At 61.8% G+C, this 25,644-nt stretch carries 17 protein-coding genes; 6 read left to right on the top strand and 11 right to left on the bottom strand.

Going from position 1 to position 25,644, the window contains the following annotated elements; translation table 11 throughout:
- The first annotated feature begins 54 nt into the window (after positions 1–54).
- Positions 55–459, top strand: a complete 405-nt coding sequence (locus tag ACZ51H_RS16705; RefSeq protein WP_460988991.1) for a DUF2147 domain-containing protein — start codon at positions 55–57, stop codon at positions 457–459.
- Here the strand turns inward: ACZ51H_RS16705 and ACZ51H_RS16700 are convergent.
- Together ACZ51H_RS16700 and ACZ51H_RS16695 are read right to left on the bottom strand one after the other, a co-directional pair.
- The gene (locus ACZ51H_RS16700; RefSeq protein WP_460989125.1) at positions 456–1,292 is read right to left on the bottom strand and encodes an SAM-dependent methyltransferase; all 837 of its coding nucleotides are present in this window, start codon (positions 1,290–1,292) and stop codon (positions 456–458) included. The two genes, ACZ51H_RS16705 and ACZ51H_RS16700, sit on opposite strands and share 4 nt — an antisense overlap.
- Positions 1,293–1,297: 5 nt before the next feature.
- Positions 1,298–1,498, bottom strand: coding sequence for a hypothetical protein (locus ACZ51H_RS16695; protein ID WP_460988990.1), 201 nt, complete (start codon positions 1,496–1,498; stop codon positions 1,298–1,300).
- Between the two features lie 506 nt (positions 1,499–2,004).
- Between ACZ51H_RS16695 and ACZ51H_RS16690 the strand changes: the two genes are divergently transcribed.
- On the top strand, positions 2,005–4,029 hold the full coding sequence (locus tag ACZ51H_RS16690) for an elongation factor G (protein WP_464803148.1): 2,025 nt from the start codon (positions 2,005–2,007) through the stop codon (positions 4,027–4,029).
- On the opposite strand, the gene trxC is transcribed toward ACZ51H_RS16690, so the two are convergent.
- From trxC to ACZ51H_RS16670, 4 genes are all read right to left on the bottom strand, one after another.
- On the bottom strand, positions 4,030–4,467 hold the full coding sequence (gene trxC / locus ACZ51H_RS16685; RefSeq protein ID WP_464803147.1) for a thioredoxin TrxC: 438 nt from the start codon (positions 4,465–4,467) through the stop codon (positions 4,030–4,032).
- A gap of 18 nt (positions 4,468–4,485) precedes the next feature.
- Positions 4,486–6,522, bottom strand: coding sequence for a M3 family metallopeptidase (locus ACZ51H_RS16680; protein WP_464803146.1), 2,037 nt, complete (start codon positions 6,520–6,522; stop codon positions 4,486–4,488).
- 396 nt (positions 6,523–6,918) lie between these two features.
- On the bottom strand, positions 6,919–7,311 hold the full coding sequence (locus tag ACZ51H_RS16675) for a VOC family protein (RefSeq protein ID WP_464803145.1): 393 nt from the start codon (positions 7,309–7,311) through the stop codon (positions 6,919–6,921).
- Positions 7,312–7,400: 89 nt separating this feature from the next.
- Complete coding sequence (locus tag ACZ51H_RS16670; RefSeq protein ID WP_464803144.1) at positions 7,401–9,776, bottom strand: TonB-dependent receptor; 2,376 nt, start codon at positions 9,774–9,776, stop codon at positions 7,401–7,403.
- A gap of 333 nt (positions 9,777–10,109) precedes the next feature.
- Here ACZ51H_RS16670 and ACZ51H_RS16665 point away from each other — a divergent pair, with 333 nt between their 5' ends.
- Both ACZ51H_RS16665 and ACZ51H_RS16660 read left to right on the top strand, forming a co-directional pair.
- Positions 10,110–11,531 carry an NAD-dependent epimerase/dehydratase family protein gene (locus ACZ51H_RS16665; protein WP_464803143.1) on the top strand — a complete coding sequence of 474 codons (1,422 nt, stop codon included), beginning with the start codon at positions 10,110–10,112 and terminating at the stop codon, positions 11,529–11,531.
- Positions 11,532–11,558: 27 nt separating this feature from the next.
- Complete coding sequence (locus ACZ51H_RS16660; protein ID WP_464803142.1) at positions 11,559–12,467, top strand: alpha/beta hydrolase; 909 nt, start codon at positions 11,559–11,561, stop codon at positions 12,465–12,467.
- Between the two features lie 203 nt (positions 12,468–12,670).
- Here ACZ51H_RS16660 and ACZ51H_RS16655 read toward each other — a convergent pair whose 3' ends face one another.
- From ACZ51H_RS16655 to ACZ51H_RS16640, 4 genes are read right to left on the bottom strand one after another with little or no spacing between them, the layout of a single operon-like run.
- Complete coding sequence (locus ACZ51H_RS16655; protein WP_464803141.1) at positions 12,671–15,115, bottom strand: alpha-L-rhamnosidase-related protein; 2,445 nt, start codon at positions 15,113–15,115, stop codon at positions 12,671–12,673.
- The gene (locus ACZ51H_RS16650) at positions 15,112–16,119 is read right to left on the bottom strand and encodes an alpha/beta hydrolase (protein WP_464803140.1); all 1,008 of its coding nucleotides are present in this window, start codon (positions 16,117–16,119) and stop codon (positions 15,112–15,114) included. Before ACZ51H_RS16650 ends, ACZ51H_RS16655 begins: the two co-directional genes overlap by 4 nt.
- Positions 16,116–18,986: a glycosyl hydrolase gene (locus ACZ51H_RS16645; protein WP_464803139.1), complete on the bottom strand. Its 2,871-nt coding sequence runs from the start codon at positions 18,984–18,986 to the stop codon at positions 16,116–16,118. Before ACZ51H_RS16645 ends, ACZ51H_RS16650 begins: the two co-directional genes overlap by 4 nt.
- 3 nt (positions 18,987–18,989) lie before the next feature.
- Positions 18,990–21,209: a glycoside hydrolase family 3 C-terminal domain-containing protein gene (locus ACZ51H_RS16640; RefSeq protein WP_464803138.1), complete on the bottom strand. Its 2,220-nt coding sequence runs from the start codon at positions 21,207–21,209 to the stop codon at positions 18,990–18,992.
- Positions 21,210–21,364: 155 nt separating this feature from the next.
- Between ACZ51H_RS16640 and ACZ51H_RS16635 the strand changes: the two genes are divergently transcribed.
- Together ACZ51H_RS16635 and ACZ51H_RS16630 are read left to right on the top strand one after the other, a co-directional pair.
- Positions 21,365–22,015: a TetR/AcrR family transcriptional regulator gene (locus tag ACZ51H_RS16635; protein ID WP_460988978.1), complete on the top strand. Its 651-nt coding sequence runs from the start codon at positions 21,365–21,367 to the stop codon at positions 22,013–22,015.
- A gap of 60 nt (positions 22,016–22,075) precedes the next feature.
- Positions 22,076–22,363, top strand: a complete 288-nt coding sequence (locus ACZ51H_RS16630) for a hypothetical protein (protein WP_449469050.1) — start codon at positions 22,076–22,078, stop codon at positions 22,361–22,363.
- A gap of 199 nt (positions 22,364–22,562) precedes the next feature.
- Here the strand turns inward: ACZ51H_RS16630 and ACZ51H_RS16625 are convergent, their stop codons facing one another.
- Positions 22,563–25,643, bottom strand: coding sequence for an efflux RND transporter permease subunit (locus ACZ51H_RS16625; RefSeq protein ID WP_464803137.1), 3,081 nt, complete (start codon positions 25,641–25,643; stop codon positions 22,563–22,565).
- Position 25,644: the final 1 nt, after the last annotated feature.

Raw genomic sequence — 25,644 nt, 5'->3', positions numbered from 1 at the left:
GCGCCACAGTTTTTGTCTCACCGTGCAAGGGCGGGGGCGGATAGGAGTATGACAATGCTGGCGGCTTCCCTCCTCTTGCTCGCCTCTTCGGCTGCGGTTCCTGCAACCGACGTAGCCGGTCTATGGGTGACGGACGATGGCAAGGGCCTTGTCAGGATCGAGCCGTGCGGCGCGAAACTGTGCGGTCGTATCGTGCGAGTGCTCGATACGGGTGCCGATGTCCCCAAGACAGACGTGCACAACCCGAACCCTCGCCTTCGCGCGCGGCCTCTGGCGGGCCTTCTTACCCTCTGGGATTTCAACCGATCCGGTTCCACATGGACGGGCGGGCGGGCCTATGATCCGAAAAGCGGCAAGAGCTATCGCTCGTCACTGGCGCGCAACCCTGACGGATCGCTGAAGCTCACCGGCTGCGTGCTATTCATCTGTGAATCGCGACGCTGGACCCACGGCGGCTAGACCGCTTCCCACTGGAATATCCCATACCGCATCGCCCCTGTGCGTAGCGCAAGGATGAGGCGCGGAAGGCTCAATACGAAATCGCGGCTCATCGTGGCGCGGCCAATCGCAAGCCGACGGATGTCCCGGTCGCTCAACACGCTCTTCGCCAAACGACCAAGGCATATCGACCAAGTCCGGCGCACCTCCCGGCTGATGTCCCGATAATCCACCAGGCGAAATCCAGCGTCAGAGGCCAATGTCAGATAATCTTCCCGGCTTCCCATGCTGGGCAACCTGCCCTCCTTGCATATCGGCAGGAGCAAATGCCGCACCTCCCAAGCGGACGCCCCCTCCCCCTCCAGCCAGGCGCACACGACCAGACGGCCGCCCGGCCGCAATATGCGTCTTGCCTCGGTGAAGAAGCGCGGCTTATCCGTCATATGCTCGGAACTTTCGATCGCATAAGCGCGGTCGAACGACGCCGTTTCCAGGCCGTTGTCCAACCAATCCCGCACCAGACAGGTAAAGCGTGGCGAACGCTCTTGCGCAATTGCGTGCTGGGCCGCCGATAGCGTCAGGCCGACGATCGACACATCATGGCGTGTCAGGATATCGGCCGCTGCCGCCCCATATCCGCAACCAATGTCGCAAATACGGTGCCCAGCCTCTATGCCAAGCCTTTGCTCCACCGCAGCCACCAACTCGGCAGCGGCCCGCTCAGGCGTTTCGGTCCCGGTGCGCCAATATCCGTGGTGAACATGATCGCCCCAGATGCGACGATAGGCGAGGTCAAGCTCATCATAGTGAAGTGCAACGCTTCGTGAATCCGGCGCTTGATCGGGAACAATCATGCGGCTCAAGGCACCGGCCGATCCGCGTGCGTCGCGGTCAGGAAAGACGGATACATCATCGTGACGGAAGCCGCAGCGATGATGACGAGGGCCGCGATTAACGCGGCTCCGCTACTCAACCTCCCCCGATTACGCGCATAAAGCACCAGGCCGAGCAGGGCCGCAGCGATCAGGATGATGATGGCAGTAAGTCCGGTTAGCGACATCGATCAAACTCCTGAAAATGAGGAAGATCGGTCCCTCGTGCAGGGATCGCAAAGATTGCAATTACCGATGCGGCGATTCGTTCCGGGTGTCGTCCCCAACTGGTGCTGCGGTTGCAGAGGCCGGGACCGCCACATCTGACCTTCGCGATGCCGGATCGGGTGCACGCAGGCTGGTATAAGCTATCAGCGCGGCCAGAGCCAGACCCGCAGCAACGATCGCCCACAGCCATCGCTTGGCATTTCGCCGCTGCCGCCGCTCTTCATCCTTGGGCATCAGCTCACCTTTCTCCGCGCTTTAATTAATCGAACGGCGGTTGAACCAGTTCCGGCAGATAAGGACGACTATTATGAATGATCGCAATGCACATCTCGCAACTGCATGTGCGCTTAGCCGGGCGGTGGCGCGATCCGGTCGAAGCCCCCTTGCGTTCCCCCCGCGATAGGCAGAACATCGCTCCGTCAGAAGAACCGTCTTCGCCACGAAAGACGGGATGAGGAGAGCAAGGATGAGCGGCACGCAATCGCGCTCCATTGCGCTGATCGGCCCCGCCGGAGCGGGTAAAACCAGCCTCGCGGAAGCTATCATGCACATCAGCGGGGCTGTTTCGCGACAGGGATCGGTCGAAGCTGGCACCAGCGTCGGCGATGCAAGTCCGGAAGCGCGAGAGCGGGGAAGCTCCACCGAACTCAACCTCATGCAGTTCGAATGGATGGGAGATCATTTCTCCCTCGTCGATATTCCGGGCTCGCCCAGCTTTGCCGATGACGCGGCCATCGCTCTCAATGCGGTCGACCTCGCCATCGTCGTGATCGATCCCGACCCGGCCCGCGCCCCTCTGGCAGAACCCACGCTGCGCAAGCTCGAACGCGCAGGCGTTCCGCACGCCCTGTTCGTCAACAAGATCGAGCAGGCGCGTGGCAGCATCCAGAATCTGCTTACGGCCCTCGCCCCGATGAGCGCCGCCGCGCTTGTCGCCCGGCAGATTCCGATCCGGTCGGGCGATCGGGTCGACGGCTTCGTCGATCTCGCGCTGGAACGTGCCTATCATTATGAAATGGGCAAGCAATCGCAGCAAATCGCGCTCGCCGAAGAGTTGAAGGCTGATGAGAGCCAGGCGCGCTTCCATATGCTGGAACAACTGGCCGATCATGACGACGTCTTGCTTGAACAGCTCCTGTCGGACGAACAGCCAAGCCTTCAAACCATCTTCGCCGATCTCGCACAGGAAACCGCGAGTGGCCTCATCGTGCCGGTGCTGTTCGGCTCCGCCGCCAATGGCTTTGGTATCCGGCGTCTGCTCAAGATGCTGCGGCACGACACACCTGACCCCGCGAAGACGGCGGAGCGGCTAGGCATCACCGGAGCAGCGGCACAGGTGCTGAAGATTTCTCATGCGGCGACAGTAGGCCGCCTAGCGATCGCGCGGCTGTTCGGCGGCAATTTGCAGGACGGCGCCGACCTTCAGGATAATGGCGGACAATCCCTGCGCGCGGGCGGGATATTTGCGCTTCAGGGTCTTGCCACCACCAAGATTCCCTCCGCCGAACCGGGCGCGATCGTCGGCATCGCCAAGATCGACACGGTAAAGGCAGGTGACCTGATCGGCATCGCGGCCAAACCCGGCGGCACCGGGCTGCTCGCTGACCGACCGGCAACCAATTGCGCGGTAGCGATCGCCGCGAAGGATCATAAAGACGAGGTGCGCCTGTCCACCGCTCTCAATCGACTGGCGGAGGAAGATCACGCGCTCCACTGGAGCCAGGACGAAGCTTCACGAGAGACCTTGCTGCACGGCGTGAGTGACGAGCATCTGAACGTTGCGCTGGCCCGCCTGAAGCGCCGCTATGGCGTGACCGTATCGGTACAGCCGCCGACGATCGCCTACAGGGAATCGATCCGAAAGGCGGTCACGCAACGCGGGCGGCACAAAAAACAATCCGGCGGCCATGGTCAGTTCGGCGATGTCGTGCTGGAAGTGCGCCCTCTGGAACGGGGAGAGGGCCTTCGTTTCGAGGAACGGATCACGGGCGGCGCGATACCCAAGCAGTGGATTCCGGCGGTTGAAAAAGGCGTGCATGACGCCCAGGCAAAAGGTCCGCTCGGCTTTCCCGTCGTCGATGTTGCGGCGACTTTGGTCGACGGCTCCTTTCACAGCGTCGATAGCTCCGAACTCGCTTTCCGCACCGCCGGACGGATTGCGATGAGCGACGCACTGGCCGCCGCGTCCCCCTATCTGTTGGAGCCGGTCGCGCATGTGACGATCATGACGCCCGGCACCGCCTCATCCCGCATCACCTCCGCCATCGCCTCCCGCCGTGGCCAAATGCTGCGGATGACGAGCCGCGAAGGTTGGTCGGCCTGGGATGTGATTGAAGTCCTGCTACCGGAGGCGGGGCTGCAAGGGCTGGAAGCGGAAATCCGTTCGATGAGCCAGGGCATGGCTCATTTCGAAGCGCATTTCGATCATCTCGCAGAGGTTGCGCCGAAACTCGCCAACAGCATCGTCCAGCGTGTCAAGGAGCCCGCCTGATCACGCAGGCAGATGCTGCCGCGCCCAACTGACGATCGCGGCCATCGGCATGGCGCCCGCATTGCGCGCAATTTCCCGTCCCTTGTGGACGATCACCAGCGAAGGAATGCTGCGTATCGCATAGCGGGCGGCGAGATCGGCTTCCGCTTCCGTATCAATCTTCCCCAGCCGGGCATGTGGTTCCAGCTGCGCGGCGGCGGCTTCGAAGGCTGGCGCCATCTGGCGGCAGGGACCGCACCAGCTCGCCCAGAAATCGATGATGAGCGGGACGTCGCTGCTCACCGCATGCTGCGAAAAATTGGCGCTGGTCAGCGTCACCGGCCGACCCTGGAACAATGCCTGCTTGCACCGCCCGCAACGCCCCTCGCCCAACCGTTCCTTCGGCACACGGTTCAGCGTAGCGCAGGCCGGGCAACTGATCACAAGGGGTCCGTCCATGCTGTAATGGCCTTCTGTTTAGGCCGCCAGCCCGCGTGATCGAAGCAAGGCATCGACTTCTGGCGCGCGTCCGGCGAAAGCCCGAAAATTCTCGGCTGCGGAACGGCTGGCGCCCGCCGCCAATATCTCGCGGCGGAAGGCGGTGGCGCCTCCCCCCGGCAGATCGGCATGAGAGAATATCTCGAAAGCGTCGGCCGACAGAAGTTCGGCCCAAAGGTAGGAATAATAGCCCGCCGCATATCCGCCCGCAAAAATATGGCTGAACGCATGGGCAAAGCGGTTCCATTCGGGCGGATGAACAACAGCCACCGCCGCCCGCACCTGTTCCAGCGTCTGCAACACCCGCGCGCCCTGCGCCGGATCATAGTCGCGATGAAGCAGGAGGTCGAAGGTCGCAAACTCGATCTGACGCAACAATGCCAGCCCCGCCTGAAACTGCCGCGCAGCAAGCAGCCGGTCAAATAGAGGCTCAGGCAACGGCTCGCCCGTATCCACATGCCCGGACAGGCCGATCAGCGTGTCCTTTTCCCAGGCGAAATTCTCCATGAACTGGCTGGGCAACTCGACCGCATCCCATTCGACGCCGGAAATGCCGCCGACCGACGGCAGATCGACCTCCGTCAGCAGATGGTGCAGCACATGGCCAAATTCATGGAACAGCGTCACCACATCATTATGCGTCACCAACGAGGGACGATCGCCCGCAGGCGGTGCGAAGTTGGTGGTCAGATAGGCAATCGGCCGGTGAAAGGCATCGGCATCCCGGAACCGCGCCCGGCACACATCCATCCACGCCCCGCCGCGCTTACCAGCCCGCGCGAACAGGTCGAGATAGACCCCCGCCACAATCTCGCCGCTCGCATCCAGCACGTCATAGAACAGGACATCGGGATGCCAGGTGGAAACAGCTTCCCGTTCGATCAGGCGCACATCGAAAAGCCGCTCGATCAGCTTCTGCGTACCCGCCAGCACACGCGGCAAGGGGAAATAGGCTTTCAGCGCTTCCTGATCGACCCCATGCAACGTCCGCCGCATCGCTTCGGCGACGTAGGACAGGTCCCACGGATAAAGTTCGTTCAAACCAAAATGCTCAGCGGCAAAGGCTCGCGCCTCCTCCAGTTCCTTCTCGCCGACCGGCCGAGCGCGCTTGGCGAGGTCAGCCAGAAAGACCAGCGCCTCGTCTGCATCCGCCGCCATCTTGGTTTCAAGCGAGTGCGCGGCGGAATCGTTGAAGCCCAATATCTGCGCTGCTTCATGCCGCAGCGCCATGATCTGGTCGATCCGCTCGCTATTATCATGGCTGCGGTCATCCGACTGATCGGACGCGCGCGTATTGTGGGCGCGATAAACCCGCTCCCGCAGCGCCCGATCGTCGGCGTGAAGCAGGATCGCCAGCACACTTGGCTGGCGCAAGGTGATGAGCCAGCCCGGCAGTCCCTTTTCCTGCGCATAGGCGGCAAGAATGGCCTTGTCGCTTTCCGGCACCCCGGCCAGCGCCGCCTCGTCGGTCACATGCTCGCTCCACGCCTCCGTCGCGTCCAGCACGGCGTTGCCGAAGCGAGTGCTAAGGTCGCTCAGCGCCACGCCAATGTCGAGGAAGCGCTGGCGGGCCTCCCCCTCCAAAGCTACACCCGCCAGACGGAAGGCACGCAGCGCCAATTCGACGGCCCGCTTCTGCGCAGGACGCAAATCGGCAAAATCGGGCCGGTCGGCCACGCGCGCGACCGCATCATGATGCGCCCGGTTCTGCCCCGCCTCCATCAGATAAGCCGTCATCAAGGCCTGTGCCGAAGCGTGTGCTTCCCGCAATTCCGGGGTGTCGGCTACCCCTGCAAGATGACCGATGGGCGACCATGTGCGCGACAGGAGAAAGTCCGCCCGCTCCGCCGCCAATATGACGCTGCCGAAGTCATCGGCTTGCCCAGCCGTAATCTGCTCGATCGCCGCGCGGTGCTGGTCAATCGCTTCCTCTATGGCGGGAACCACATGTGCTGCCTCGATGGCGGCGAAATCGGGCAGATCGGTATCGGCGAGGAGGGGGTTAAGCGAAGTCATGGCTACTCTTGGCTGGGGCAGCCCAAACGGGCTAGGGAAGCCCCTTAATTGGGCCATGACACGCCGCTCTTCAAGCTCCCTGTCGCCACCTCGCCCGCACAATCTTAACGAGCGTCCACCCCGTTGATCGCCAGGACCGACATGACAAGAGCCGTCGTCCCGCTGGGGATAGCCGGACGCACTGGCAGACATGGAAGCCACGCCCTGCTCAAAGGCTGCCTTTAAAACGGGGGCGATCCGCGCGACCAGCGTTGGATCATTAAGGGTGCCCTTCGGCGGTTCCTGATCTGCTCCATGCAGCGTCCGGCACCCCGCCTCCGCGACGTAGGGACCCCATGGAACGGGCGGATAGCTTATGGGCTGACGGCGCGGCCATGTCCCGCGCCGCCTTTTCTTTTACTTGGCCAGCAATTCCACAACCTCGATCAGATGCCCCTCGGGATCGGTCACGAAGGCAACCTTCACACCATGAGCTTCCCTGACTTCAATCGGCTGCACAACGTTGCCGCCAGCCTTTTGAACCCGCCCGACAAATGCCTCAAGGTCGCTCGTCTGGAATCCCAGAATTACCTCATCCTGTGCAGGGGCATCCCGATCGAGAAACTTGAACAAAACGAAGGTAGCGCCGCCTTCGCCCGTAGCATTGAACAGGATTTCATCGATCTGCCGATCGCCGACCGTATCCTGAATCCGCGCCATTTCAACCAGGCCCGCGACATCCTTGTAGAAGGCGGCGGTGCCCTCCAGGTCTTGCACCACAAGCTTTGTAAAACCAAAATGCGAGGTCATTCATCCTACTCCACGAAAGATACAAGAAAAGGGCCAGTGGATAGTCTCCACTGGCCCTCTGTGATCCTAAACGAACGACAGGATCAAGATTAGAACCGGAACATTCCGGTCAGGCCGAATTCGCGCGGATTGGTCACGTTCACGATGCGATAACCGGACTCATAGGGGATACCAGCAGCCGTGTTGATCTGGGCGGTGCCCAGGCTGATGTTGGTGATCCGCTTCTGGTTCAGCAAATTCTTCGCGAAAGCGGTCAGCTCGAACCGATCGTCTTCCGTGCGGAAGCCCGCAAAAACGTTCAGCAGGGTGCGCGAACGGTAGTCATAATCGACCTGGTCGGCATAGAAGCCCGGACGATAGTTGACGAGCGCCCGCACGAACGGGGTGAATTCACCCATCGGGAAACGGATTTCCGTATTCGCGGTGAGGGTGAAGTCCGGCGTTTGGGACAGGCGACCGTTGGTCACGCAATAGCTGACATTGCCCGGGCCAGTGATGACGGGTGAAGGAGCGTCCTGGTTGGGAACGCCCGTACCTGCGTAGTCATTGCAAGGTACGCGAGCATCTTCGAAACGCGCACGAACATAGGATGCGCTAATGCCCAAGTTCCAATTATCGTTGATGCGACCATCGATGGAAGCTTCCACGCCCTTGATCTTGGCATCGCCATTATAATTGAAGTCGAAGCCGCCGTTGGTCGGTTCTCCAGGGGCGATCGCCGTTCCATTGACACTGCAGGCCCCGTTCAATTCAGGGCAGTTATACTGGATGCCCGTGAACCGGCTCAGATAATTTTCAAGCGTCTGGTAAAACGCCGATACTGTGAAATTCACCCGATTGTCGAACAGCTTGCCCTTCAGACCGGCTTCGAAAGAATCGGTCTTTTCGGGTTGTGTACGGATCAGGTCCCGGCTCACCCCCGCGGGAACAGCGACCCCCGTGCTACCGGCCCGATAGGAGTGGCCATAGGCCAGATACACGTTGAGGCGCGGATTGAACTCATAGGAAACCGTCAGGCCGCCTGTCAGAGGCTTGTTCGTAAACCGCTGCAGATCAGCAGGAACGCCTTCCTCAAATCGTTCAAAAGCAGGTATGCCGAAACCGGCATAACCCGGAGAAGTCAGGAAGATGTCCGTCGTTTGCACATTCTTGATAATGGAATAGCGCAAACCGCCTTCGATCGAGAAGCCGTTGGAACGGTAACGCAAATTGCCGTTGAACGACCATGTCTGCGCATTCACCGGAGTGAACACCTCTGTATCGATCGGCAGATACACGCCAAACGCGACAGGAAGCGGAGTAAAGAACTGGTCTGCTAGCTGATTGGTCACAACGGTGCCAGTCTGCTTCGTGTAGAACGCACCTACACCCCAGCCGAAACCTTCCTTGTTGTTGGACGCCAGGCGCAGTTCCGCCGAGTCCACCTTATAGGGCGTGTCAATGGTAGACGTTTGCACATAATCGGGGATCGCGTTGCCCGTGTCGAGATCGCGTTCCGCCTTCAGCCTGCTGTACTGGTGAGCGCCTGCGAAGGACAAGGTGGCCGGACCAAGATCATAATCGAAGGCCAGATTGACGATGTGGCTCTCATTCTGGTTGCGGAACCGGCCGTCCGACACCGCAGCGTAATCCGCCTCAGAAAGAGCCGGCCCCGACGGGTTAAAGCCGTCCGGCACATTGCCAGCACCGACAACCTGCTGAAACTGGCTGTTGTCCGCAAACAGATACTGGTAGCTCAGGTAGGCAGTGAAGTCGCTGCTCGGCCGCCAGCCCAGCGTTACGCGCGCGCTTTCGGTGCGGCTGCGTGAGCGCTCGCCCGTCGTGATGTTGCGGACGTTGTTCAGGCGGTTGCCATCGACCAGGCCAGCGACGCGGATCGCAAGCGTGTCGTTGAAAGGCAGGGAAACGCCAGCCTGCACGTTGTAGCCATCGCGCGAGGTAGCGGTCGCCTGCGCGTAGCCCTCGATTTCGTCGAAGTTCGGGCGGCGGGTCGCGATGGTGATGGAACCAGCCGGCGAAGACAGACCGCGCAGCAAGCCCTGCGGACCACGCAGCACTTCGATCTGCTGAATGTCATAAAGAGCGGTATAGACGGTCTGCGCGTCGGTCGGGATTTCGTTGTAATAGACCTGAACCGCCGGGCTGGTGCCCTGATCGGGATCGAAGGTCACGCCACGCAGGGTGGTTGTGTTGTTGCGGCCCGAGGTGTTGGTCAGTTCAAGACCAGGTGCAAGCTGCTGCACGTCCTTCGCGTCGAAAATGTTGAACTTCTGGAGCTGTTCGCCGGTCGCGACGTTGACGGCCATTGGCACCGACTGGAGCGATCTTGATTCGCGCGTCGCAGTGACGACGATTTCAGCCGTTCCATCCGCTTCGCCGCTGGCGACATCCTGCGCCCAGGCAGCGACGGGGACGATCAGCGCTGCGCCGCACAACAACGCAGAGATTCCATTCACCTTCTTCATGACGTCCTTTCCTTGATTAGCAGGGACTTGGTCCCAACGATGTTGAGGGCCGCTAACGGTCGTGCGGCCACCCCGCAATCCGGTGAGTCATGTTTTGTAAATTTTCGCACGAACCCGTGCTTTATGGGCAACAGTGAGGTTAGGCCATTTCCCTAATTTACGTCTAAAATCTGACCTATGCATACGCATACAGATGAACCGATTTTCATCTTATAGCTTTCTTCGTTGACACGATGGCTGTTAACCTGTCCCCGTCAGGAAGAGCATATCAACTACATCCTTGTTATTGGTACGGCAAAGTGCGATTACAGCGGTCTTGTTCGAGGGAGCCGTATGACTGACAGCCGCAAGACAATTTTCCTGACCGGGGCCACCGGCAATATGGGCCGCGAAACGGTGAAGCGCATTGCGGAAAAGGCGGACACGCTGCGCCTGCGAATATTGGTAAGGCCAGAGGAAAAGTCCCACCCCGTCGTCAAGGACGTTCAGCGCCGTGGCTTGGCTGAGGTGATATGGGGCGACCTCACCGACCCTATGTCGATCCGTAAGGGGGTCGAGGGCGCCGATGTCGTGCTCCATGTCGGCGCTCTGGTGTCGCCACTGGCGGACCGCCTTCCGGCCGAGCTTGTGACCCGTGTCAACGTCGGCGGCGCGCAGAATATCGTCGATGCGATCCACGCAGTGGGCGATCCCAAGCAGACGCGGCTCATCTATATCGGCACCATCGCCGAAACCGGCAGCCGCAATGCACCTGTGCATTGGGGACGGACGGGCGATCCAATCAAGATCAGCGCCTATGATCATTATGCCGTTACAAAGACACAGGCGGAAGCGATCGTCGCACAGAGCGGCATCACCCATTGGGCATCGGTGCGCCAAAGCGGGATGGCGCATTTCGAAATGTGGAAGATTTTCGATCCGATCATGTTCCACAATCCGCTCAATGGCGTGTTCGAATGGTCTACCGCCAATGACAGCGGCCGCTTGATGGCGGCACTATGCGGCGACAATGTGCCGGATGCATTTTGGCGCAATTTCTACAATCTTGGCGGTGGCGCGTCATCGCGCGTGGTGAATCATGAGTTCATGGAGAAATCCATGCCCAATTACCGCAAGGTGCTGAAACCGCACTGGTTTGCCACCCGCAATTTCCACGGCCAATGGTATGCTGACTCCGACCGGCTCGAAGCCTTGGTGCCCTTCCGTGAACAATCGCTCGATGAGTATTTCCGCGAAGCCCCACGGCATATGCCGTGGATCGCCCGCATTGTGCCCAAGCTGATGCCGGGCGTCGTTTCAAAACAGATCGAAAAGCTGGCCAACGGGCCGGACGGCAGCCTCAACTGGTTCGCCACCAATAATGAAGCCAAGATCCGCGCTTATTTCGGATCACGCACGGCATGGGAAGCCATTCCCCGCAATTGGGACGACTTCCGCTTCGCCCAGCCTTCGCGGGAACCGACCTTGCTCGATCATGGCTATGATGAAAGCCGTTCGCCGGAAGATTGGCGGATCGATGATTTGAAGGCAGCGGCGGAATATCGCGGCGGCAAATATCTCGGCAACTCGTTCGATGGCCCGGACGTACCCGTGGAATGGCAGTCCGCTGTAGGTCATCGCTTCACGATGACGCCGCGCCTATACCTCCAGGGCGGTCATTGGTGCCCCGTCACCATGCTCGATACCGCCGCCTATGAAGCGGAAGCGGCGCGCAATCCCTTCTTCGCGCAGGTATGGGGCGACGCCGCCGGTTGAGCGGGACAAGATAGAAGGAGAGGTGGGATGAAAAATCAGCTGAAGTGCTTGGCTATCGCATGGATCTTGGGCGCCACGGCGGCCAATGCGCAGTTGTCGGCCCCATCGGAATTGCAGCAGGCGATACCGCTTGGCACCGGCCTCGTGCCCGGTGGCAACGGCCCTGAAATCTGGTTCGGCAAGTCCGGCAACATGAGCGTCCGCAATACCAGCGAAGCCACCTTGCTGCCTGTCCTCCCCGACCCGGCAAAAGCGACCGGCACCGCCATGGTCATTGCGCCGGGCGGCGGCTTCATGACGCTTTCCTGGGATCATGAGGGGATGGAGGTCGCTCGCCTGCTGGCCGATCAGGGCATCGCCGCTTTCGTGCTCAAATACCGGCTGGACCCGACCCCGCGCGACTGGCCAGCTTTCGGCAAGATGATGCAGGGCAGAATGACCGAATGGGTCGGCAAGCCCGGCGAAGGTCTGCGCATCGTCACACCCCCTTATGCGATCGCCGATGGGATCGCGGCACTGAAGCTCGTCCGCGCGCGCGCAGCCCAATGGCATGTCGATCCCGCCAAGGTGGGCATGATCGGCTTTTCTGCCGGAGCGCGAACGACGATCCGCGTGACCATCGACGCGCCGCTCGCCGACCGTCCCGCCTTCTCCGTCATGCTATATCCGCCGATGGAAAAGGTGGACGTACCGGCCGACGCGCCACCCGCCTTCGTGGCGATGGCGACCGACGACCCGCTGTCAGGACGCGCGGGCTATGCGCTCATCGAAAGCTGGATCGCTGCTCGCCGCCCGATCGAGTTCCACGCCTATCAACGTGGCGGTCATGGTTTCGGCCTGGGTGATAAGGGCACGGCCACGCAAGGTTGGACCGAAGCGTTGTTCCGCTGGATCGACCTCAATGGTTTCGGGGCAAAGGAAGCCCCGAAACGCTGAGTTCGCTGCCCCGTCCCAGGGCCGATCGACATTCAGGAAATGGCGTGCCGAGCCGAAGGCCACCGAAGGTAAAATGGTGGTTTTCCGTGAGCCTTGAAGCGAGTCACGCGCCTCGCTTCAACGCAGCGTACTCAAAGTACGTGAGCACCGGAAGCGCGGAGAACCGCCATTTGCAAGCCGCCAGAACTGAATGTCGATCGGCCCTAGCGCACCGACACCTTCAACTTGGTGGTGGCGCGGGTAAGCGGATAGCGCTTGCCATTCCACCGGAAATCGCCCGGCAACCCCGTCGGCCGGGTGATCTCGGCATTCAAGGTGCTTCCCGAAATCCGGTAGCGGACGCTGACCGGCCCCTGAGGCGTGGCAGCGGTTGCGGACAGGCTCTTGAGCGAACCCAACGCGGGCTCAACCTTCAGCCGCGCATAGCCCGGCGCATCAGGCCCAATCCCGGCCACGATACCCAGCAGATCTGCACTCGGGTGCGCACTCCAGGCATGGCTGTCCGATCGCGTCGATTGGCCCTTGCCCCCCTGCCCCGCGTCATCGCGCTCTTCCGGCCAGGTCGTGTAATGCATCGTCAGCAGATCACGCCACGTCTTGAGCATGTCGAGATAACGGTCGCTCCTGTCCGCGTGGACCAGCGCCTGCGCCAGATACCAGGAGAAATAATAGCTGACGCTCGTGATCCCTTCCGGTGCGTCTATCCCTTTGCCCGGCACCATTATCCGGTCAATGATCGCCCCGGCCTCATCACGGCTCGCAACATCATAGAGGACGGCGAGCGCGTTCATATGCTGGCTGAAACGGTCACCGTCAGGATTGTCGGCATAAAGACCGCGCGCCGGAACCCAGCACCGGTTGCGGATTGCCGCCTTCACCGTCTCGGCTCGCGCGGCATAGCGCTGCGCCTGGCTGGCGTCGCCAAAGGCTGCCTCGATCGCTGCCCCCTGCTGGAGAGCGCCGAGCCAGCTGACGCTCATCAAACAGCTTTCATCCGTCTTGCCATAGGAAGGAAAGATTGTGCGGTCAGTCGCGGGCTGGCCGACCCAATCGATGAAATTCCATTGCGGGTTCTTACCCAATAGGCCACTCGGACGGCGGTAGGTTTCGAACCAGTCCAGAACACGGCGCATGCGCGGGATGTTACGGACGATGGGCGCGGGATCGGGCTGGCGCAATCGCCAGTCATTCAGCATGCCGACCCACATCAGCGCGAAGGGCGCGATCACATTATTGCCGCGCGTCGGCCAGGCGCCTTCCATAAGCCCGCCGTCGACATCGGACGCAGCAAAGGCATCGATCGCCTGCTCGGCCAGACGAGGGTCACCCGACACGGCATAGGAAATCAGCATCTGAAGGCGCGTGTCGCCCGCATATTGCAGTTGTTCCCAATAGGCCGTGTCCATATAGGTTTCATGCGCATCGATCCGCGCCGTGCGCCATCCTATATCGAAAATCCGTGCAAGTTCAGGATCATCGCTTTGGAACTTACCGACTTGTTGGAACGGATAGCCCGTCTCGTACGCGCGCAGCCCCTCCAGCACCAACGGCTGATGCTTGGTCTCGACCGTGATTTCGGCATAACGCCATGTCCGCCACCATAGCGGGGCAAAACTGCGCTTTTCTCCGTCGGCGATGAAGCTGTCCCAAATGCCGATCGGCTTGCGATCCTCGATCAGGTTGCGGTCGCCCTTGCGGCCCTGCGCATCGTACAGCGCCTCGGTCCACAGCAGCTTGATCGCCGCACCCTTGCCGCCGGACACGTCCAACTGAGGATAGGCCGACACCATCGCATCGCGCTGAATAAGCAAGGTCGCCTTGCTGTTGGCCGGGATCGTCACCGCCCGTGCGGGAAAGGCCATGGCGGCAGGCAGATCAGTCCGCACCACCTTGCCCGCCGCCACAGGCGTATAGGATTGCTGCGGCAGCCGTTCGGCCACCAGCGTCCGCTTCGCCGCATCGGGAGCGGGCACCGCGTCCTGCCAGCCCTCGCCCTTTTCCTGCGGCCCAGCGGCATCGAAATCAGCCTTCGCCGCATCGATCTTCTCGGGGTTGCCCGCGACATAATACCATCGCTTCACCTGCCCCCAGCCATTGGCGAAGCCACGGCCCTGGTCACGCTTCACCCGCCACCCCTGCCGGTCAGTGGAAAGCTCCGCTGCCTCGCCTTCGCCGATCAGGCGAAACCCGGTCGCGACGCTCTGTTGGAACAGCGGCGCGGTATTGGTGAATAGCGAACTGCCCTGAGCCGCCGAAACCTGCGCGGGCGTGGCATTGGCGGGCAGCTTCAGTGGCTGGACACCGTTCCACACCGTCGCCGCGATGACGTTGACGCCCGGTTTCATATAGGGTGCAAGGTCGATGCTCTCCTCGCGCCAATGGGCGATGTCGCCCGTCGAAGGCCCCGCCGCTACGCGCACACCATTCACAAACAATATGAAACGGTTATCTGCTGTCACTCGGACCTTATAAGAGCGTGGTTTGCCCGGCAGGTTGAGCGTGCGGCGGAAATGCAGGACGATCGGCCGCACCGCTGGCGCCGCCTCCGCATGACTGATCCAACCCTCAGCGCTACCCGTCTGAGCGATAGCGGCGGGCGCAGCGCCCAACATCAGTGAAGCAGCCAGCAATGTGCGCATCCTCATCATTTCTTCTCCGGCGAAAGGGCGCGGGCCAACGCTGCATCGAGCGCGGCATTGAATTGCTGGGATATGGCCGCGCGCGGCACGATCAGCTGGAACCCATGGAAAGCGCCTGGTATCACCAGCAATTCGGTAGGGACATCTGCATCGATCAGGCGGCGGGCAAACTCTACATCCTCGTCCACGAACAGGTCGATTGACCCTACCCCGATGAACGTCGGCGGAAGCCCTTTGAGGTTCTTCACCCGCGCAGGCACGGCGCCTTCAGGCTGAGTGGCAGCGCCAGGCCGCCGCCCAAGCAGCGCCTGCCAGCCCTTCCGGTTCCACTCCGCCGTCCAGATCAGCTGGCCGATATGCGGCGGCACCGGACGCGAAGAGCCAGTCCGGTCGTCCAGCATAGGGTAGATAAGCGCCTGAAACGCGACCGGCACCTCGCCCCTGTCACGCGCCGCAATCGTCAGCATGGCAGCCAGACCGCCACCCGCGCTTTCACCCAAGACGACAATCCGTCCCGGATCGACGCCCAGCGCGGCGGCATTGCCGTGCAGCCATTTCAAACCCGCATAGGCATCTTCCAGAGGTCCGGGGAAATGCGTCTCCGGCGCCAACCGATATTGCACCGACACGATCACACAGTTCAGCCGCTCGGCCAGGCTCTTGAGCGCGGGCAGATTGTCCCGCGCATCGCCGCCGATGAAACCGCCACCATGAACGAAGAAGATGGCGCCGCGCGGCGCCCCCTGCTCGGCACCAGCGTTCACGACATAGACCGGCACCGGCGGATGTCCGCGCGATCCGGGTGCCTGCCGCTCCTCGACCCCTGCGGGCAGTGGGCCGGGCTTGGCGGGCTTGTACATCGCCCCGCTCCGCTGCGCCTGCATGATGCCGCGCGCGACCGGCCGCAACTCCGGATTGACCGACTTCAATCCCGCTTCTGGAGAAGTTACGACCGGCGCCGCTGCGATCAGCAGGCAGGATGCGAGCGCGGCTGCGAAACGCCGCCCTCTCACCGTTGCGCCTCCAGTTTCGCTGGCCCCAGCCATCCGGCCGGAACCGGCTTCAGCTTCTTGTAAATCGTATCCTTGGGATCGATCATCGCATTCTGGGGTACGTTGGCGACAACAACGCTGATGTCATTCTTGCCTGCCCGCACCAGCTTCGTCACATCGACGCGAAACGGTGCGCTGAACAGGGTGGGCAGGCTTTGTCCGTTGACCGTCACCGTGGCGACGTCATGCACTTCGCCCAGATCCAGCATCACGCTTGTTCCCTTGGTCAGCCAGCCCGCATCTACATTGATCGTGCGCATGTAGGTTCCCGTCCCTGCAAAGCGCGCCAGTTCAGGCACCTGCTGCCAGTCCTTCAGGCTGATAGAGGCGAAATCCTGGCTATAGGGCTTGCGCTGGACATGACCGGTCGCCTGAAGCCGCCATCCATCCATGGGCAGCGTCATGCTGGCCACGGTAGCGGATGCCGGAACGGTGACAGCCTGCGTCGTTGGATCGAGCATCAGGAGCGCGCTTTCCCCCGCCGCCAGGCTAAGAGGCACGTCGGTCGCCTGCCCAGCGACGCGCGCCGACACAGGCGCAACCGTGCCGTTCATCGCATTCCACCGCGTCACGCCCCCAACCTCGGGCAGCGTCAGCGTCACCTGCCGTGCAACCTCTCCTCTGTTGTACACAAAGGTCGCCGTGCGGCCCTCGATCTTCCGCTGGACGAAGTAAAGATCGGCAGCGTCACCGGAAAAGCGCAGATTGGCCGGAATCGCCGCTGCCCGCAGCGCATCGGTCATGCCCGCGGCGGGAACGATCTTAGCTCCGGATTTCAGCGCGGCGGCGACTGCCTTCTTCACCCTCGCATCACGCTGGCGAGCCTGGGCCAGCCCTTCATCCCGGCTCGGCGCCCGATCGGTGAAGAACACCGGCAGTCCCGCCTTGGCAAAACGCGCGATCGCCTCGGCTGTCTCTGCCTGAATGCCGTCGATCGGCGGCAACACCAGCACCGGATAGCGTTGGCCGCCCTGCGAAACGAGCTGCTTCCCTTCGATCCGCGCATGAGCGATCGAATCCGGGTTGATCCGGTCGAAATCATAGCCTCCCGCCAGGAACGCCTTTTCCGCTGCCTGCTTGCCCGCGCCGTCATCCTCGATGCCGACATAATAGCCGTAGCGGCCATAGAAATAGGCGACCGGAACCACCGCCTCACCTGCTTGCATGACGGCCTGCAAGCGGCCGATATAGCCCGCCAAAGGCTTCATTGCGGGCCAGATCGGATTGGTCTCGTTCAACATGTTGGAAAAGCCGCCAGCGAACGGGCTTGGCTGGAAAGCGTGCCAGCCGGGCCAATCGTCGGCATGGAAGCGATAATTATAACCGTGCAGGATCATGGAGTTGACGCCGCCCGCCATGAAGGCATCGACCCGCCGCCGCATTTCGTCGGGCGTCACATCATAGGGGCGATTCCCCCATGCCAGACTTTCCGCCGATACGATTGGACGCCCATAGAGATGCGCACCCGACCGGGCCATCCGCATGAAAAAAGGATCGCCTGAACCGGGCAGATCTTCGGTCTCCGGTATATCGACCAGACCATATCCCCGGATCGTATCGAAAGCGCCGCCATGCGCCTGGAACTTGGCCTTCAGCCCATGCGCATGATTCCATGCCACGAAAGGCTGGATGAACCCCTCGATCATCATGTCTGAAACCGTGCGGCGATAGTCGGCGCGCACCCGTTCCGCTAGATCGCTGTTCGCCGTATCGAAATAGGGAGGCGACCAATGCTCGCTCCACGCCTGCATCCAACCGGGCTGGACAACGAAGGGCAGATAGGGCGTCAGGTCATAGCCGCGCCGCTTCCTGAACTGTTGCAGCAATTCAGGTCCCCACTGAATATCCTGCATCAATTCCAGGCTGTCCACGAATGTCGATCGGATTCCGACCGGGTCATTCCCCAACGGATCACCGACGCGCGCCGCATGCGCCGCAAAGGCTTGCGGGTTCATATGATCCAGTATCAGCTGCGGCCCCTGCCCGGCCGCACCCAATACACCGACGTCGGACGCATATTGGCGGAACACGAAAATCTGCCAATCACCCGGCGGTGGGGTCCAGTCGAGCGTGCCATCATCACGCAACTTGCTGGTCAGGAGCACGCTGCTTGCCGGGTCCAGCGTGCCTGCCGTCACCACATCCCGCCACGGCGTCAATGTCATGCCCATCGCGCCCGGCACGGCAGGGTGAAGCACGGGCGCATTGCCCTTGACCGCAACGACCGCGACGGTGCGCGCGCGGCCCTCCATCCTCTTGCCCCAGTCTGCTACCTTCGGGTCCTTGACGCGCGCATCGAACATACTGAGCGCGCCCAGCCGCTTTGTGCGCTTGGGTATATTGAGCTTGATCGGACCAGCTTCGCCGCCCTTGACCTGGGTGCTGGCCATGGCGAGTTCGGTGAACGCCAGTTCCGGCGGGATGGCAAAGCCGCCGCCGGACGGCCAGGACGAACCCAGCGTATAGTCCAGCGTCAGACCCAACGCCTTCGCCGCCTCCCCCGCAGCACGGACATGGGCGAAGAAGGACGGCTCGGCATATTGGTCAACACGCGCTTTCTCGTCCGGCGTAAGCGTCACGAAATTGGGCGTGAACGACTGAATCTCCGCACCGGCAAATCCGGTGTCCGCCATCAGCTTCAGCTCACGCTGCAATTCCTGATCCGTCACCGCATCGCCCGGCCACCACCAACGCAGCCGGGGCCGAGCATCGACGGGCGGGCTCTGGAAATGATCGTCCAGCGGACCTGCAAAAGCCGGAGCCTGGACAAGTGCAAGCATAGCTGTTGCCGCCAGCAGGCAGGTCTTCATCAACCGCTTCGCTGTCATGGCTCAGGGCCTCCGGATCATACGGTTCAGCCGCGCCGTGCCGGTCAGCACCGGATCAGCGGCGGATGTGCCCACCTCTACCTTGACGTCACCCGCGGGCACCACCCAACGCTGCGCCTTTGCATCGAAGTCCGCGATCACGCGCATGTCTGCCGTAACCGTGACTTCCTTACTTTCGCCGGGCTTGAGATTGGGCTTCGCCCATCCGATCAACCGCTTGGCCTTGCCCGGCCGGGTGACGTAGACCTGCGGCACGTCCGCACCCTCCCGCTGACCCTCATTCACCACGGTGAAGCGGACAGACAGCGCCTTTCCGCCCGTTACCTTCAGCCCTTCATAGCGGAACTGGGTGTAACTGAGACCGTATCCGAAAGGATAAAGCGGCTTCAGCCCCTTCTTGTCGAACCAGCGATAACCGGCGTCCGATCCTTCCGGATAGACGATGTCGAACGGCTTCAAACCCGCCTGAAGACCATAGACGGCCCGCGTTTCCTTATCCGCTGGCGCCGCGTCGGAGCCAGGAAGCACTGGATTGGGCAACTGATCGACGGAGGCGGGGAAGGTCACGGGCAGATGACCGGACGGGTTCACCTTTCCGGTCAGAACCCGCGCAATGGCAGCGCCGCCACGCTGGCCACCATACCATGCCGACAGGATGGCCGGGACCTTGGCCTGCCAGGGCATCAGGACAGGGTTGCCGGTTTCCAGTACGACGACGGTCTTTCCGTTCGCGCTTGCCACCGCGTCGATCAGGTCGTCCTGACCCTCGCCCAGCGACAGGTCCTTATGGTCGATGGCCTCGGTCGCGTACTTCTCCGCGAAAACGACAACGATGTCGGCCGACTTCGCTGCCTGGACAGCGGCTGGCACATCCTTGCCGTCCAGATAGCTGACGGCCGCATTCGGAAACTCGGCGCGCAGCGCATCGAGCGGAGCCGTGCCCCCATAGCCGCGACGGGCAAAGCCAGCGGCAGGGCCGCTTTCCGCGCCCTTGGAAACGCGCTTCAGTCCACCCACGGGATTGACCTGGCTCGAACCGCCGCCGCTCGGCACGCCAACATCGGCATTGCCTCCGACCACCAGGATCGTCTTCGCCGAAGCGGCCAGCGGCAAGATGCCACCCTCATTGCGCAGCAGGACGATCCCCTGTTCCGCCGCACGCTGCGCTACCTCGGCGTTGGCGTCATAATCGATCGACTGGCCCGGCTGTAGCGGCTTGTCGGCCACGCCATGGGCATAGATGGCGTAGAGCACGCGTCCGGCCGCCTTGTCGACCGCCGACTGCGGCACCTTCCCCGCCTTGACCGCTTCCACCATCAGGTCGGAAAAATAGCGCTTGCCGTCGATCTGTTCGCCTGATTGCTGGTCGAGGCCGGCGATGATGGCCTCGGTGGAATGCACCGCGCCCCAGTCCGACATCACATAACCCTTGAAGCCCCAATCACGCCGCAGCACGTCGTTCAGCAGGAAAGGGTGCTCACAAGCGAAAGTACCGCCAATGCGGTTATAGCCGCACATCACGGACCCAGGCTTGCCGCGTTCCATGCCGATCTGGAAAGCCAGCAGATCGCTCTCGCGCATCGCCTGCTCATCCATGTTCACCGATGCGATGTTGCGACCGGTTTCCTGATTGTTGAGCGCGAAATGCTTGATCGTGCCGATGATGTCGTTGGACTGCACGCCACTGATCTGACTTCCGACCAGTTCCCCAGCCAGCATCGGGTCTTCGCCCAGATATTCGAAATTGCGGCCGCCGCGCGGATCGCGCACCAGATTGACGCCGCCCACCAGCATCACGTTGAAACCCTTGGCCCGCGCCTCCGCGCCGATCATCGCACCGCCCGCGCGGGCGATTTCCGGATCCCATGTGGACGCAAGCGAAAGCCCTGAGGGCAATGCCGTCGCCACATCGCCCTTGCGCATTTCCATCAGGTTGGACACGCCAAGGCTTGCGTCGCTTTCCACCAGCATAGGAACGCCAAGGCGCTCCACTCCTTCAATATATCCCGCACCTACCGGTATTCCCTGCGGCCGCTTTGACGGACTCACCATGCCTGTAATGGGGCCGTGGATGAGCCGGACCTTCTCCTCGCCCGTCATTTTCGACAGGGTCTCAGCCGCTCTGCGCTCAGGTGAATTCCGGGTATCGCGGGCATGTCCCCCGACCGGCGTCAGCATCGTCCCCGCGGCAGCAAGCAACAGGATGGATGAGGAATTCTTCATGATGTGCAGCCTCTCCGCTGGGGGGACATTTTCCGATTGTCGGCAGTTTACATTCTTACGTTCCAGGAGCGCACACGTCAATATTCGATCGGTGTCGTTCGATTTATTTCAGAAGGCCATTGCTTCCGCCCATGGCTTGAGTCAGAGATGCGGTCATGCCAGCTACAAAGACCGAGAAAGCATTCACCCCAAAACGGGGCCGACCCGACGCGAAACAGGTCGCCGCGATCGATCGCGCCATCTTGGCCACCGCCACCCGCATGTTCCTGGACCAGGGTTATGACGGCGTGGCGATGGAAAATATCGCTGCGGCCACCGGCGTTTCCAAGGGCACGCTTTACGCCCGCTATCCCTCGAAGGAAGCGTTGTTCACGACCGTCATCCATGATCGCGTCAAGCAATGGTCGCTTATATCGGCAAGCCAGGATCATCTGCTGACCGATGACATTGCCGAACGCCTCCACCATCACGCGCAAGTCATCGCGCGGTCGCTGCTTCAGCGGGAAGTGCACGCGTTCCAGCTCTTGACGCTCGCCAATCGTGAACGCTTCCCCGAACTCGCCCGCGCCATGTATGAAGCAGGCTATCTCTACATCGTGCGCCTCATCAGCGACGACATCAGCCAAGCCGCCGTGCGCGACGGCATTCCTGCCCGCGACCCGTCCGCGATCGCTCGACAGCTTGTAGCCGCCATCACCGGGTGGGAATTGCAGGAAAGCAGCGCCGGTCCGATCGTCGAAGCCGAACTGTTAGGCGCCGCCCGGAAAACCGTCGATCTTTTGATGGCGGCCCGCAAAAGCTGGTGACTTGAATTTAGCACGACATCGTGCGATATAGGAAATATCACAAACGGAGGATCCTGTTCCATGCGATTTTTGATTCTTGCTGCCGCTGCTCTGTCGCTCGCCACTCCGGCGCTGGCGGAAACTGCTGCTACCGCCAAGTACACCTCTGCCGACACCGAACTGGGTGTCCTGCTCGACAACCCCGCTGCCAAGGCGATTGTCGAGAAGTATATTCCCGGCATGACCAGCAATGATCAGGTCGACATGGCCCGCGCCATGACGCTGAAGGCGATTCAGCAATATGCGCCTGACGATGTCACCGACGCCCGTCTGGCGGCGATCGACGCCGATCTGGCCAAGCTGCCCTAACGGCAAAAGCTCAGGCATTATTGAGGGAAAAGGGCGCGCAAGCGCCCTTTTTCTGTTGGGCACCCCTACCGCCACATAAAAGAAAGGGCCGGTTTGTGGCCGGCCCAGGTAGGTGTAGGAGAGTGCCTAAAAGGCGCACCTAATTGAACATGCATGTTCGATAAGTCAAGCGACCGGCGAGCGCCTGTCAACATTTCCATCATATGGGAAAAGGATCGTCATCCCCCGGCTGACGCGGCGTCACCAGACGCGCGGCCCTTGGCGCGATCCATCTTTCGATGCTTTCGACGATCTCATAGATCACCGGCACGAAGATCAGCGACAACGCCGTTGACGTGATGAGGCCGCCGATCACCGCCAGCGCCATCGGCTGGCGAAATTCCGCGCCTTCGCCAATGCCCAACGCCGTCGGCAGCATGCCCGCCGCCATCGCCACCGTCGTCATGACGATCGGCCGCGCACGTTCACGGCATGCATTGCGCAGCGCCTCGGTCATCGGCGTCCCCGCCCGTTCCTCCTCGATCGCAAATTCCACCAGCAGGATCGAATTCTTTGCGCATAGGCCAAGCAGCATGAGCAGGCCGATCATGGCGGGCAAATCCAGCGTCTTGCCGAACAGCGTCAGTGCAGCAAAGGCACCAAGCAGCGACAGCGGAAGCGCGGCCAGGATGACCACCGGCTTGAAGAAGCCCTTGAACAGCAGCACCAGCACCGAAAAGGTCAGCCCGATGCCCCCCACGATCGCCAGCATGAAGCCGCCAAACAGCTCGGACATCGCTTCCGAATCGCCCGTCTTCGCTTCCTGGACCCCGTTGGGCAGGTTACGCATGACTGGCAATGCGTTCACTTCCTGCAAAGCCTGACCCAATGTCCGCCCGGCGACCAGATCCGCCTCCACCGACACGCGCCGCTCCCGGTCATAGCGCACGATCTTGCCGGGTCCCGCCTTGAACCGAATATCCGCAACCGCCGATAAGGGCGTCGTCTGCCCATCGATAGTCGGCACGCGAAGATTTGCGATCGTCTCCAGATCCTGACGCGATCCTTCCGGCAGGCGGACGCGGATCGGCACGCGCTCGTCGCCATCCGAATATTTCGCCACGCTGGCGTCGATGTCGCCGATAGTCGCGATGCGCAGCACCTGGGCCAGCGTCCGGCTATCGACGTTAAGGCGCGACGCCTCTTCCGGCCGGGGCGTCACGATCAACTCCGGGCCTGCGGGCGGCGGCGCCGGGCGTGGGTCGGAAATCGACCGCACGTTGCGCATCTGCCGCAACAGTTCGATTTGCGTGCGCTCCAACGCCTGTCCATCCTCCCCGGCCAGCACGATGTTGACGCCAGCCGAACCGAACGTGCCCTGATTGGACAGGCGCACGTCAGGAATATCGCGCAATTTCGGCCTTATGATCTGCCGGAACTCGTCCGTCGTGACGTCGCGATCATGTTTCAGCACCACCGTCAGCGTGCCCGTGCGCATGTCGTCGCCCGCGCTGAAGCCGCCGGACGTTGACCCCACCTGGGCAAAGACCCGTTCCACTGCGGGCTCTGCCGAAAGCATGCGGGTGGCGTCGTTCACTGCCCGCGCCATGTCGTCGCGCGTCGCGCCGGGCGGACCCTGCACCGCGATGTAGAGATAGCCCGGATTGCCGACCGGCTGAAATCCCACCGGCGTAAGGCTCGCCAGCAGGAGCGACAGAAGGAAAATCCCGCCACCGATCGCCATGGTCATCCATCGGTGTGCCAAGGCCCAATCCAATATGCGGCCGTAAATCGGATTGACCGGCCGCTTTTCCCGATGCACCCGATCCTTGAGCGGCACGAGAAAATAGGCCGCCATCAGCGGGGTCAACAAACGCGCCACGACCAGGGAGAAGAGCACGGCGACAGCCACGGTCAAACCGAACTCGCGGAAAAACTGCCCCGCCTGCCCTGGAATCAACGATACCGGCGCGAACACGGCGATGATCGTCGCAGTCGTCGCGATCACGGCCAGACCGATGGCATCCGCGCCGATCAACGCGGCGCGATAGGGCGTCTCGCCGGTCTCGATCCGCTTCTCGATATTCTCGACCTCCACGATCGCGTCATCGACCAAGATGCCGATGACCAATGTCAGCGCCAGCAGCGTGATGCTGTTGAGGCTGAACCCCATGGCCGACATCAGGACGAAAGTGGGGATCAGGGATAACGGCATGGCCACCGCCGCGATGATCGTCGCGCGCCAGTTGCGCAGGAAGAGGTAGACGACGATCACCGCCAGAAAAATGCCCTCGATCAGCACATGCTGGGTCGATGCAAAGGTCCGCCGTGTCGAATCCACCGTGGACACCAGCTTGGTGAAGGTGACGCCCGGATGTTCGGCCTGAATCTGCGCTATGGCCTTCACCGCCCGGTCCTCGACACTGATGTCGCTCGCTTCGCGCGTCTTGCTGATCTGGATCGCGGTCACGGGCCTGCCGTCCAACCGCGCAAATCCTCGCTGTTCGGCCGCGCCATCGCCAATCTCGGCAATGTCGCCCAGGCGGACATAACGCCCCTGAACCGGGATCGCCAGGTCGCGCAACCTGTCGATGGTTATGGATGAGCCGATAACACGGATCGTCTGTTCAACCGCGCCCACATCGGCACGACCGCCCGGATCGTCGCTATGAAACGCGGCGAGCGCGTTGTTCACCTGCGGCGCCGTCACGCCCCGTGCCGCCATGCGCTGCGCGTCCAGCACGATGTTGATTTCCCGATCCGCGCCGCCGATGCGGTGAACCTGCGCTACGCCTTGTTGGGCCTGCAATGCGCGCGTGACCACCTTGTCGACGAAGCGCGACAATTCCGTGTTGCCCATCGCGGGCGCGCTCACCGCATAGGTCAGAATGGGCGCGGCATCGATGTCCAGTCGCTGCACCAGCGGCGGGTCGATCCCCGGCGGCAGATCGATGCGCGCACGCTCCACGGCGGTACGGACATCGTCCGTCGCCTTCTGCATGTCGCTGTGCAGTTCGAACTCGACCGTCGTCGTGGACGATCCCAGCACGGCCGTGGAGCTTATATGCTTGGCCCCCGCCACGCTGCTCAACGCATTTTCGATCGGCCGGGTGATCTGGTTCTCGACTTCGCTGGGCGCCGCGCCATTTTGCGTCACCGTCACGCTGACGACAGGGAAGTTGACGTTGGGAAACTGCTTTATGGGCAGGCCGATATACGCCACGATTCCCGCGATCGTCAGCAGGATGAAAAGCGAAACGACCGGAATCGGATTGCGGATGGCCCAGGCGGAAATGCGCATG

It is taken from the genome of Sphingobium sp. TomMM15, from assembly GCF_055397045.1.
The sequence above is the reverse complement of the archived record's forward strand: the minus strand, read 5'-3'. Positions and strand labels throughout refer to the sequence as shown.